The sequence below is a fragment of the Aeromonas sp. ZOR0002 genome (assembly GCF_963866995.1).
GTDB lineage: Bacteria > Pseudomonadota > Gammaproteobacteria > Enterobacterales > Aeromonadaceae > Aeromonas > Aeromonas caviae.
The window spans coordinates 1-10,940 of the sequence record NZ_CAWMFQ010000186.1; the positions used below are offsets into that span (position 1 = coordinate 1).

The 10,940-nt window shown below is 52.9% G+C and carries 14 protein-coding genes; 4 read left to right on the forward strand and 10 right to left on the reverse strand.

What is annotated here, in order from left to right; genetic code table 11:
- The coding region (locus AACR77_RS11285; RefSeq protein WP_156133341.1) for a DUF2971 domain-containing protein at positions 1 to 721 on the forward strand (721 nt) is incomplete at its 5' end.
- Positions 722 to 921: 200 nt separating this feature from the next.
- Here the strand turns inward: AACR77_RS11285 and AACR77_RS11290 are convergent.
- The 8 genes from AACR77_RS11290 to AACR77_RS11325 all read right to left on the reverse strand — a co-directional run bounded on the left by AACR77_RS11290 (position 922) and on the right by AACR77_RS11325 (position 6,796).
- Positions 922 to 1,194, reverse strand: a complete 273-nt coding sequence (locus tag AACR77_RS11290; RefSeq protein WP_042878219.1) for a hypothetical protein — start codon at positions 1,192 to 1,194, stop codon at positions 922 to 924.
- Positions 1,181 to 2,395, reverse strand: coding sequence for a zonular occludens toxin family protein (locus AACR77_RS11295; protein WP_042878221.1), 1,215 nt, complete (start codon positions 2,393 to 2,395; stop codon positions 1,181 to 1,183). Before AACR77_RS11295 ends, AACR77_RS11290 begins: the two co-directional genes overlap by 14 nt.
- A 3-nt stretch (positions 2,396 to 2,398) precedes the next feature.
- Positions 2,399 to 2,713 (reverse strand): DUF2523 family protein, encoded by a 315-nt coding sequence (locus tag AACR77_RS11300; RefSeq protein WP_042878223.1) that lies wholly within the window; start codon positions 2,711 to 2,713, stop codon positions 2,399 to 2,401.
- 5 nt (positions 2,714 to 2,718) lie between these two features.
- A complete protein-coding gene (locus AACR77_RS11305; protein ID WP_139739368.1) occupies positions 2,719 to 3,828 on the reverse strand; it encodes a hypothetical protein in 1,110 nt (369 codons plus the stop codon).
- A gap of 339 nt (positions 3,829 to 4,167) precedes the next feature.
- Entirely contained in the window at positions 4,168 to 4,380 is a 213-nt protein-coding gene (locus AACR77_RS11310; RefSeq protein ID WP_042017657.1) for a hypothetical protein, read from the reverse strand.
- Positions 4,381 to 4,683: 303 nt separating this feature from the next.
- Positions 4,684 to 5,004 (reverse strand): hypothetical protein, encoded by a 321-nt coding sequence (locus tag AACR77_RS11315; RefSeq protein ID WP_042878225.1) that lies wholly within the window; start codon positions 5,002 to 5,004, stop codon positions 4,684 to 4,686.
- 27 nt (positions 5,005 to 5,031) lie between these two features.
- A complete protein-coding gene (locus tag AACR77_RS11320; RefSeq protein ID WP_042878226.1) occupies positions 5,032 to 6,558 on the reverse strand; it encodes a replication initiation factor domain-containing protein in 1,527 nt (508 codons plus the stop codon).
- A complete protein-coding gene (locus AACR77_RS11325) occupies positions 6,545 to 6,796 on the reverse strand; it encodes a hypothetical protein (protein WP_039040799.1) in 252 nt (83 codons plus the stop codon). The genes AACR77_RS11320 and AACR77_RS11325 overlap by 14 nt, the downstream gene beginning before the upstream one ends.
- Before the next feature lie 123 nt (positions 6,797 to 6,919).
- Here AACR77_RS11325 and AACR77_RS11330 point away from each other — a divergent pair, with 123 nt between their 5' ends.
- The 3 genes from AACR77_RS11330 to fabA all read left to right on the forward strand — a co-directional run bounded on the left by AACR77_RS11330 (position 6,920) and on the right by fabA (position 9,981).
- Positions 6,920 to 7,324 (forward strand): helix-turn-helix domain-containing protein, encoded by a 405-nt coding sequence (locus tag AACR77_RS11330; protein WP_042878228.1) that lies wholly within the window; start codon positions 6,920 to 6,922, stop codon positions 7,322 to 7,324.
- A gap of 38 nt (positions 7,325 to 7,362) precedes the next feature.
- Complete coding sequence (locus AACR77_RS11335) at positions 7,363 to 9,342, forward strand: Lon protease family protein (protein ID WP_042017065.1); 1,980 nt, start codon at positions 7,363 to 7,365, stop codon at positions 9,340 to 9,342.
- Positions 9,343 to 9,420: 78 nt separating this feature from the next.
- Positions 9,421 to 9,981: a 3-hydroxyacyl-[acyl-carrier-protein] dehydratase FabA gene (gene fabA, locus AACR77_RS11340; RefSeq protein ID WP_010674758.1), complete on the forward strand. Its 561-nt coding sequence runs from the start codon at positions 9,421 to 9,423 to the stop codon at positions 9,979 to 9,981.
- Between the two features lie 79 nt (positions 9,982 to 10,060).
- Here the strand turns inward: fabA and rmf are convergent, their stop codons facing one another.
- Together rmf and AACR77_RS11350 are read right to left on the reverse strand one after the other, a co-directional pair.
- Entirely contained in the window at positions 10,061 to 10,240 is a 180-nt protein-coding gene (rmf, locus tag AACR77_RS11345; protein ID WP_005315693.1) for a ribosome modulation factor, read from the reverse strand.
- A 157-nt stretch (positions 10,241 to 10,397) separates the two neighbouring features.
- The coding region (locus AACR77_RS11350) for a DUF3466 family protein (protein ID WP_042878232.1) at positions 10,398 to 10,940 on the reverse strand (543 nt) is incomplete at its 5' end.

Sequence of the window (10,940 nt, forward strand, 5' to 3'; positions counted from 1 at the left end):
TAAAGAGGAAGAATTAAAAAAAGTAGTAGAGAGAAACATAAAAGGGACACTAAATGGCGCTGGTGTCATTTCTTTTAGCGAAACACATAGAAATTTATTAATGTGGGCACATTATGCAGACAACCATGAAGGTATCTGCATTGAAGTTGAAACAGACTGGTCAAAATCAAAGCCTAGGCTATATGATACATTATCAAATGCATTGCACTCCTTTCAACGAGTAAAATACGATACAAGGAGAGCTGATTATAGCGACATAGTAGAAATAAACGTCCAAAATCAGAATAAAATAACAATTGATCTATGCATGAAACACCTAACCCTTAAAAGTGATGAATGGATGTACGAGAAAGAGCATAGAAATATAATGTCTTTTCTTGAGGCTGATTACGTCAAATTGAAACCAGGAAAAACAATACCCAAGGAACTTAGAAATAGAATAAACAAATCAAAAATAAAGTATCTTGATAATGGTTATACAACAACCGAATGCTCCGACCTTGAGTTCTTTGACAATGTATTTGAAAGCAATTTATTTATGTACTTAAGCAAAGTTCCTGCAAACAAAATAAAAAGAATCTACCTTGGAGCTAGGTTTAATGAAAAGGATAAGATTATAAATGCATTTAAGAATCCAAATCATCCATTGCATCATGTGGAGGTATTTAAGTGTGAGATTAATAACTCACGATTTGAAATAGATGCTATTAGAGTTTATTAAACTCTAATAGCGCCCCTCCATGATAACAGCAATACATAAAGAACACAGTTTAGCAGGGAAGGGGGTTATTTCAGCGGAGGCACTCAATGTCGTGAATCACCCCAGGGAGGCGGACACCTGGGGGGCATAGGTCCTCGGGACGCAAGCGCCCTCCGGCAGGGCGTTTATCATGGTTCGCGCAGCTCACCATATGCTAATGGTCAGCGGCCATTCTTAACGTGAGTGGCAGCAGAGCGAGCGCGGCGTTTTGCCCGGCAGTGGTGCTGCCACTTAACCTCCAGCTCGATAAGGTGACCCCCAAAGAGCCAGAGCAGGGGAGGCAACGAGAACAGCGCCACCAGGGCAACACAGGCCCAACGAGCCTCGGCGGAATAGCTAGGATTGCTCCCTATGGCTATCAGGATGGCAATATCAATGCAGACAGCAATGATGCCAACCACAGTAACCCCCGAGCTTTTTTTATGTCCGGTCATCGCTAGGCATCCCGTCATTCTTGGCACCAGCAAAGAGCGCCCCATTGACCCGCTTTCGCAGCGCATCCCCGTCAGGGTCGCAATAAACGTCCACTGGCTGCCCCTGGTACTGGATAACCGCATGACACGCCGTCATGGGCTTCAAATCGACGAAGAATTGCGGCCACTCTTCGGCATAGATGGCTTGCTCGTCGTCACCTTTGCGCAGGGCGAAGCAATATTCGACGTTGTAGACGTCTCGATCACTTTTGGTCAGCACATGGCAGTTGATGATCATCCGGTATCCGGCGAACGGACCTACAGCAAAGACGCCAGCAGCATCCGCAGCAGGAGCGCCACTAGGACGTACATTAGCAGCGGGCGCAGCACCCACTTGCCCAGGAACCGAAATAGCGGCATCAGCGGGCGCAGAAGCCACCACAGGGGCTTTAGCAGGCGAGTCAATATACTCAGGCTTGATGAAACCAAAGAACATACAGAGTCCCCAAACGACCAGAACAAAAAGTATTTTAGGGTCTCGGAGCATCGAGCTACCCGCGATTGTATCCGAGACTTTACCGGTCGCAGTTGAGTCATAAAGTTTGAAAACATACTTGGGCACCTTATTAAATGGCTTGGCTTGCAGGACATCAGAAAGAGACGTACCGGAGTTATCGGAAAGGTGAAGAACGGTCTTATAACGGCCACCAATGCCCAATATCGCCATATTGGTATGACGAATGGCCGTTTCAGCCGCAGCCCGAATTACCTGGTGCACCTTTTTGATGTTCGGGGTGGTTAATACAAAGTCCCAGTTATGGTGACGGTGCATATCAAAAGCGACGTCGATTGTTTCGGGTCGGCCATCCTCTTTCGCCTTATCCGGCCCACCAGGATAATCGAGTTTATCCAGGTCACTCTGGCGCCATGCTGGCGGGAATACCCGCTGCACCTCATCGACCAGGAAGAATGCCCCCTTGGGTGCCCAATGGTAGAACCGCGCCAGATGATCGCGGCCCTCCTGGGATTCAGTCTCGACATAGAGCACCTCAAAGCCGTCCGGCACCTCTTTACCCAACACTTCGCGGCAACGTTCCACCGAGAAGCCCCGCACGTTGGTAATGATGTAGCGACCCGCCTTGATGGCCGGGATCACATCGGTGTGAATAGCGCCGCTTGATTTATAAGACCCTGGCGCACCGTGATGGATTTTGATGGACATGGATCACCACCCGAAGATATTCAGTAGAAAGCGCGTCACAAATGCCTGGGTAATAACGGACAGACCCTTGTCAAATTGCAGATAGAGCAAAATATCCCGCACAGATGCTGGGAGACTATTAAAGGAGGACGATATCAAATCACTGAATTGCAAGTTTATGAGGATTTCCCTGGCAACATCCCATGAAAACACCAACAGGAATATTTTAAACTCAATCCACTGAATAGCCAGTTTTACCGAAATCCAGGCCGTTACCTGGACAGCAAGATCATATATATCCTGAAACAACCCACTGAATAAATCACCTAACCACTCCATCGCTATCACCTTCTAGTCAAAATAATGAATGCTGTAAAGTAGAAAATAAACATCATCAAAGCCGCCAGAAAATCCCAATAGCCATCGGAATCAGGGCAGACTTGATAATCCTTTCCAAATATGGAGAACATATCGAAGCATTTAGGAGCCGAGGCAGAGCCATAGAACTGATATTTAAACATATCGGTCATTTCATTTTTAATAGAAATATACTGGCTTTTTAAAGCCTCCTTATGCTCACCATATACTTTCGTTATCTGCTCCAGGTCAAAGGCGCAACTAGCATCACCCGAGCAAAGCGGTGATTCATATTCAGCCTTTGCCACATGCAATGGATTTGATGAAGAACCTGGCATCTGAGAATAATCAATATTAAAGTCGCCAGACCCATCTTGACCACTGCCAGAATTTCCCCAGCCTGAATTTAACGCCTGTTGAGTCATCCCCTTGATAGCCGCAAGGCTGTTTTGCATACCGCCTAATTGGGATGAGCTTGTGCTATTCATCGATCTAAGTGTGCCATCGATAGACCCCAAATGTCCCGACATATTGCGCAAGTTGGAATCCATGGAGCCAGTATTGCCAAGAATAGAGCCAATGATTGACATTGATGATTGTTGCATTGCTTTAAGCGAGGCCACATCACCTTTGATTGCAGATAAATCAACAGTAGAAACGGCACCACTTTTACCGCCAGAAGAGACCATGCTATCAGCGATTTTCTTTAACTGGAGATTTGCCAAATCAAAATCAGCCTCCATGCGAGACAAATAAAGATTAGTCCCCTCTATTCGACCAGGGGTTTCCCGTATATAAGTTAGCGCCTCATTAAGCTTGTCATTAACGCCAGACAATCCGAGCTGGGTCTTAAATGTATTATCAGCGATCTGATTGGAATAATCCTTCAAATCAGAAAGTCTAGAATTAACCCCCGTCAACTGCTTACCTAAATTAGTATTAATCTTTGAAAGGGTATGACCCACGGTCTGATAACCGTAATGATTAAAATATTGCCAACCAGCAATATTATCGGTATCACCAGGAAGACTACCATCCCCGCCAGGACTGCCCCCAGTATCGCCACCGTCGCCACCAGTACCAGTACCAGTGCCCACGGTACATTCCACACCGTTAGACTGTATGGGGCCCATGGTGCCCGTAGATGGCGTTTCAACACAGACTCCAGGGCAAACGACCTGACACCCGCCCAGAGTGGAGGACTCCCATTTAACGCAATAGGGCATTTCTGTACCTATAGGCACATTTTGCAGATTGAGCCCTGCCGGACAGCTCGCAAACGCCCCCAGCGGCACCAGGAAGAGCAGATAAAGCAATCTCACGCGACCCCCAATAAAAAAGGCGACCGAAGCCGCCTTATGTCATATCGAAAACGATGTTCTCCAGCCTTCGACAAAGAACAAAAACCATAGCGTCCCAATCAAGAGGGACACGGTTTAAGCCTTACGCATGAGCGCGATCAGGATACCGACCCCGACGACTGTAGCCACGACCATCATCACCTTGGGCGCGGTAGTAGTGACGTCAGACTGGGCAGCATCCAGGGCAGCACCCGCAGCGGCAGCGATACCACCATCAGCAGCATTGGCACCGACAGCAGCTACGGAGCCCACCAGGGCGATACAGCCATTACGGAAATAGTTACGCATACTCGTTTATCCTCTTTTTGCACCTACAATGACACGGGCAATAGCGCCCAGTTTTAAACCCAAAGCCCAAATAACAATCCCAGAGCTAAAGGCAATTCCCACAACCGATATATCGAATTGGAACCAATTAGAGATATCGGTGAGTTTGGTATGCTCCTGGACAGTCAAGAGCACGTAATTACAAGAATCCCCCTCTGAAAGGCGGGTATATCCTTCGGAGGTAATATCCAGGCAAATCATTATTGCGCCCTCGTCGTCGGTCGCTGCGCGCCCTCGCTCCTCCTCCTCGTTGGCGCTGGTTGTTTACAGAGGCTTTTTAGATGCTTGGTAGCCGACGACAACGTTACGGGTCGGATTCTGGGGATCCGCTTCCAGAATAAGATCAATCGCCACCAATTTGGGGCAATCAGCCATTTCCTTGATAGTCGGCGCATCATTGCGCAGGGACAACTGGCGAACCTCATAGCCCCAGGAGTTGATATTGCACTCCGGCTTGTTGACGTTGTTTGCAGGAGCCAGGTATTCGACCTGGGCAAAGTCGTAAGGCACCGGAGCGCCAGATTTGCGGGAAACACCGTAGCCATGGGTCACGCGAGTGACCAGAACACCAGACAGAATAGACATAGTTATTACCTCGTTGAAGAACCTTAGTTAGGTCGAAAATACAGGCAGCTCGTCCAAGTCAGGAGGGAGCGGCATTCTTAATCGCGCCGGAATATCACTTTCTTCCAGGTGCGCAGTTAATTGGTTAACAATCTTCTCAGGCGATAATCCCTCGATGTTCGCTAACCAATTAACAAGGCGACCCGCCATGCGGGACATATTAAAGACGGCATTGTCCCTGGACGTTTTGAACTTGTTTTTAAAGGTGGTCAGTCTGACGGGCTTTATTTCCGCTTCCTGGATAGCAGCCAGCCATTTATCAAATTGCGGATACATCCCCGCAAAATAGGGGTCTGGGTTTACCAGGACGTCCAGCGGGATAATGCGGTCCTTATTGTGCAGCTCGCCTTCGGCGCGTACCCAATTCGGATACTCAGCCGACTGCATCTGTTTGCCCTTTTCGTATACCCGGGCGCACTTACCGTTGATGCGGCTGCCCACGTAGAACGAGCAGCCCTTGGTCGGCACCATGCCAAAGCGCTTGGCGATGCCCTTGGCAACCTCGGTGATCACGAACTCACCCGATTCAATCTTCATCCAGGACGGAGCGCGGCCCCGCTGGGGATGGAACTCGCCGGCTTCCGCGCCGGCAATGGCACCCTGGTAGGTGATGTGCTCGCCGCTGTAGTCATCCAGGGCGAGATCCACCCGTGTGATGCGCACGCCTGGAATGTGAGAGATAACATCATGCAAAGCCTGGAAATCCAGGGCGGCACAACCCACACCGGAAAAACTCACCATGCAACCATGGTTTGCCGCACCCCAGCCAATCAGGCCGCAGGGGATGCCGTCACACAGCAGGTCAGCCGAATTGGCGTAACCGTGCAGGCCAGAGCGGCGAGGGCGCATCGTGAAGCGCGGTTCGGGGATGGGGACACCAATACGGGTATTCAGCTCCTCTAACCACAGCTCCAGCTCGTTGCAGCAGAGGGCATCCAGGAACTGGACGCCGTAGCAGTCGATCAAGTCGTTGTAGGCTTCCCAATACTTGGCACCCTCGACAACCTCGAACTCGGAGAACTTGAGCAGGGCAGTGCAGACCGCCTTCAACTCCTTACGAATGTCGGCACGGGCCTTGTAACCGGAATGCAAAGCACGCTCCATCATTTCGGTCATGGATAGCGTCACGACAGGGGCAGGGGACTTAGGCACCCCCTGGAGGCTTAACCGCTCAGTGGTCTTGTCATATTCAACCGTTGGGGCAGGGGAGACCCCCAGCCGTTCGGCCTTGCCGCACAGGCGTTCTGTCACCTTGTCAAAACGGGCGAGGGGAGCGAAGCCAACCGGACGCTTCCAGAGATAACGCAGCCCCTCGACAGGGGGTTCAGAAATGGCCGCTTGCAGGGCCTTCACCTTGGTATCGAAGCGCGGGATAGCCTTCAAGAGCGCCCCTTGCTTGGCAAGCTCCTTCATCTGGATCAACTCGGTCGGCGCCCAGGTGAAGGACAGATAATCGATCAGGGTTTTGTTGCCGATAACCCCATTTATCGGCATCACGGAGCTATGACCAGTCATCGAAAAACACTCCCTGGTCATAGAAGCCGCGCCACGTGTCCTCGGTGACTTCCACCAGTTCGAACACGGTATCGGGGTACGTCATCGACAGATAGACCCGCAGCTCATGCAGGTCGCGGAACATCTCGACCTGACCCGCGATGCAGGCGGAGTAATCGCCAGTCGGCTCTGCCTGCCAATAGACCTTGCGCTCAATGAGCGCGGGCAGATCCTGGTTTTGTGGGCTAGAGTGGGTCATAGATCAATCACTTGAGTTAGTAGGCAAGTGCATTTGATCAATTTCCCAAGTAAGTTTCAACGGGCCTTTTTGGCCGCAAAATGGTTATGATACGGCCATTGATAAACTGAGGAGTTAAGGCAAATGGACTCTAAAACGCTGATCCAGGCCTACATGAGAGCCAAAAAGTTCACCCAGTTTCAGGAAGTCGCTGTAGAGCTTGGCTTTACACAATCTCACGTCTCACGTTTGACCAAAGGCAAAGCGCAACTCACTGATGAGACTGCAAAAAAGATTGCCGAGGAAATCGGCCTAGACGTCAAAGAAGTGCTAATAAGCCTTGCGGCTGTCAGAGAGACCGATCCCGAGCTGAAACAGGCTTGGTACGATATCCTGGCGAAGTATTCGAAAGGAGCTGGCACGGCGGTAGCCCTTGCGGCGGCTGTGTTTCTGTCTCCACTGAGCGGGCCTGACCATACCGCGCATAATGTATATTATGTTAAATTGAATGTCTTGGTATTCTGTCACCCTCAACCGAACTGTGTATAATGGTGGCAATTGATCCTATCCCCGACCGGATGTCTTAAGTGGCTGAATTAACATCAGAACAATTAAAACCCGCTTTCTCGATTGAGCAGTTCCCCACACTTGGCGAACTCGACCCCATTCCGTTTGCCGCCCTGCAACCCAGAGCGATTTCGGGTATAAAACGGCTGGCCAGTTTTGATGGTGACTGCCCGGTCATGATCCTCAACGGTTTCCCCGGTGCAGATTACGAGAATGTCTGCCAGACCCTGATTGCCTCTTCGAATGGCAAGGATGGCGACCTGTTCGATCTCTGTTATACCGAGAATCTCAACAACCCTTTCAAACCCATCTGGCTGCGCCTGCAACCGGGCTCGGGTTTCGAGTTCTGCGAGATGGTCGGAGAGCTGCTCAAGCTGATGAGCCACCATCTCGACGCCGAGCGGCTGGTCACCCGGATCATCCGCAAACAGAACAACGACCCCAAGATCGTGGATTTCCTCTCCGATCTGGCCGCCCATGTCGCCCAGGGCCTCGAGTTCCAGCACCCAGTGCTCATCAACCTGCTGATCCATCATGAGGATCAGCAAGCCCCTGTCGTCTACGGCCGCGACCTGAACTGGGATACCTTGTTCGGTTCCATCAACTATCAGACGGAACAAGGCTCCGTCTACGCCAACCAGCATCTTTTGGAACCTGGTCTGCTGCGGGAAGCCAACGGTGGTTACCTGGTACTTCAGCTTGATGAGCTGCTGGATCAGCCTCATCTCTGGTTCAAGCTCAAGAACGCCATGCAAAAAGGCGAGCTGGACTGGAATGCCTATCAGGAAGGCAAGACGCTTACGCCCTTCTTCACCCCGGAGGCGACCCCGATCCGGTTCAAGTTGATCCTGGTCGGTGACAGGCTGGACGTGGCGGAATTCCAGATGCTGGACAGGGACATGGCGGAGCGCATCTTCCTGCGTGCCGATCTGGTCTCCGAAGTGAACATCGAGGAAGATCTCCCCGCCTTCCTGCAATATCTCGCCTGGCTGCGAGCGCGCTGGGCGCTGCTGGATTTCACCCCAGGTGCCCTCCTCGCCCTCTGTCGCCATGCCAGCCGCCTGTGTGACCACCAGGAGTGGCTATCCCTCTCCGAGGTACAGCTCGGCGCCATCATGCGCATGGCCGACAGCCTGGCCCGCGAGCTGGAAGCGACCTGCGTCACTGACGAACATATCCTGCTCGCCCTGGAAGAACAGGATTACCGCCTCAACTATCTGGTGGAGCAATCGGATCAGGGTGTCATCGACGGCCAGATCCTGCTGCAGACCGACGGTGAAGAGGTTGGCCAGATCAACGGCCTTTCCGTCATCCAGGTGGCTGGCCATCCCTATGACTTCGGGGAGCCGGTACGCCTCACCGCGACCGTCCACCTCGGGGATGGCGATGTGGCTGACATCGAGCGCAAGGCGGAGCTCGCCGGGCACATTCACGCCAAAGCCATGATGATCATCCACGGCTACCTCTCCAACAAGTTCGGCGCAGAGAACCCCTCGCCGCTCTCGGCCAACCTGGTGTTCGAGCAGTCATACCACGAGATCGATGGTGACAGCGCCTCCCTGACCGGCCTGTGTGCCCTGCTCTCCGCCCTCGCCCGCCAGCCCATCTACCAGCACTTCGCCGTGACCGGTGCGGTCGACCAGTTCGGCAATGTGCAGGCCGTTGGCGGCGTGAACGAGAAGATTGAGGGCTTCTTCCGGGTGTGCAAGATCCACGGCCTCACCGGCAAGCAAGGCATTCTGCTGCCAGGCACCAACGCCCAGCAGCTCAACCTCTCTGATGAAGTGATCGCGGCAGTAGAGGCCGGCCAGTTCCACATCCACCCGGTGGATCACGTGGAAGAGGCAATCGAGCTGCTCACCGGCTGCGTTGCTGGCGAACCGGACATGCCGGATACCCTGTTTGGTCGCATCCAGGAGAGACTGGACGAACTCAATGGCACGGCAACCAAGAGTGGCGGCCTGCTGCGCAGCCTGCTGGACCGGCTGCTTGGCCGTTAAATGAAGTGATCGGAGTTGTTTAGCGAACATCTGTAAGCTAAATTGGCCCGGCTTTGACCCATATGAAGGATAAACAGCGTGACCCTAGATAACGACACCACTGATCCCCGCCTCTCCCTGTGCGAACAAGGCAAAGAGTCCTTTACCCGTGAAGAGCTGCTTGCCTGCAGCCGTGGCGAATTATTTGGTGAAGGTAACAGCCAGCTGCCCGCCCCCAACATGCTGATGATGGATCGCATCGTCAAGATTAACGACCATGGCGGCGAGCACGGCAAGGGTGAAATCCTGGCTGAACTCGATATCACGCCGGATCTCTGGTTCTTCGACTGCCACTTCCCCGGCGATCCCGTCATGCCCGGCTGCCTGGGCCTGGATGCCATGTGGCAACTGGTCGGCTTCTTCCTGGGCTGGAAAGGGGGTCCTGGCAAAGGACGTGCGCTGGGTGTCGGTGAAGTCAAGTTCACCGGCCAGATCCTGCCGACGGCCAAGAAGGTCACCTACAAGATCACCTTCAAGCGCGTCATCAACCGCAAACTGGTCATGGGCATTGCCGATGGCGTCGTGGAAGTGGATGGTCGCCCCATCTACAGCGCCACCGATCTGAAAGTGGGCCTGTTCAAAGACACCACCGCATTCTGATCCTGCTCCTGGTGAGCAGAGACAACGTAAAGGGGCCACGATGGCCCCTTTCCTTTTGTAATGAGTGATGAAGTATCGGTTACTTCATGAAGAGGCCTGAGCCTCGCCCTTCCATGGCATCGCGCCAACCACCAAGCCAATGGCCCCTGGCATCCAGGCACTGGTACGGACACGCTTCTTTCTGTTTGCCGACTACGCCAGCCTGATAACCACGAGCGCGAGCTCTCTCCAGACGGTCCCGTTTCTGTCTCTTCATCATCTACGACCCTCTTCGTGGAACAAAAAAAGCGACCAGTTTTTCACCGGTCGCCTTCATCTTTACCCCAGGGGGGAGGCAGGGTCAAACAAAAAATTCCATGCTATTCAGGGGTTGTGACACAAGATACTGAACTGCATTAATTTTTGATGACACTTATTTATCGCTGATAGCGACGCAGCCAGGCAAAGGGCAGCGCCAGCAGAGTCAACCAGAACAGGCTGCCACCACCGCCCTCGCCACCATCCTGACCGGTCTGGTTGTTGACCGGCGCATTGCTGACCACATAGCTGGCCGGGGCATTGCCCTGATAATCCGCCACGGCCGGCGTCAGTTTGACGGCGACCACGGTGGCGTTGGCGCGTTTGTTGAGGTCGCTCTCGCTGTCATAGCGATACGCCGTCGCGGCAATGGTGCCGTCGCTGCTGATGCCGCTGGCATAAGCGATGTGATAGTACTTGCCGTTCTGGGCACACTGCTTGTTGCCGGCGTCATCCTTGCCACAGATGAGATCGTTCAGATACCAGCTGTTGGCCGGGGCGGCCGCGTTCAGCAGGAAGGCTTCCTGCATGCGGTTGGTGCCATTGACCACCGGTTGGGTCTGATGGCGGGAGTCGCGCCAGCCAACCACCATGTTGTGCTCGTTGATGGCGGCCGCTTCCGAGCCTGCCCCCGAGACCGGCTTGTCCTGGAGAGGAAGGCT

Bases quoted from the DNA above. Each gene is read 5' to 3' on its own strand.
- rmf (WP_005315693.1), bottom strand. From the start codon at position 10,240: ATGATGAAGAGACAGAAACGGGACCGTCTGGAGAGAGCTCGCGCTCGT.
- AACR77_RS11290 (WP_042878219.1), bottom strand. From the start codon at position 1,194: ATGACCGGACATAAAAAAAGCTCGGGGGTTACTGTGGTTGGCATCATT.
- AACR77_RS11300 (WP_042878223.1), bottom strand. From the start codon at position 2,713: ATGGAGTGGTTAGGTGATTTATTCAGTGGGTTGTTTCAGGATATATAT.
- AACR77_RS11320 (WP_042878226.1), bottom strand. From the start codon at position 6,558: ATGACTGGTCATAGCTCCGTGATGCCGATAAATGGGGTTATCGGCAAC.
- AACR77_RS11315 (WP_042878225.1), bottom strand. From the start codon at position 5,004: ATGTCTATTCTGTCTGGTGTTCTGGTCACTCGCGTGACCCATGGCTAC.
- AACR77_RS11295 (WP_042878221.1), bottom strand. From the start codon at position 2,395: ATGTCCATCAAAATCCATCACGGTGCGCCAGGGTCTTATAAATCAAGC.
- AACR77_RS11310 (WP_042017657.1), bottom strand. From the start codon at position 4,380: ATGCGTAACTATTTCCGTAATGGCTGTATCGCCCTGGTGGGCTCCGTA.
- AACR77_RS11325 (WP_039040799.1), bottom strand. From the start codon at position 6,796: ATGACCCACTCTAGCCCACAAAACCAGGATCTGCCCGCGCTCATTGAG.
- AACR77_RS11330 (WP_042878228.1), top strand. From the start codon at position 6,920: ATGGACTCTAAAACGCTGATCCAGGCCTACATGAGAGCCAAAAAGTTC.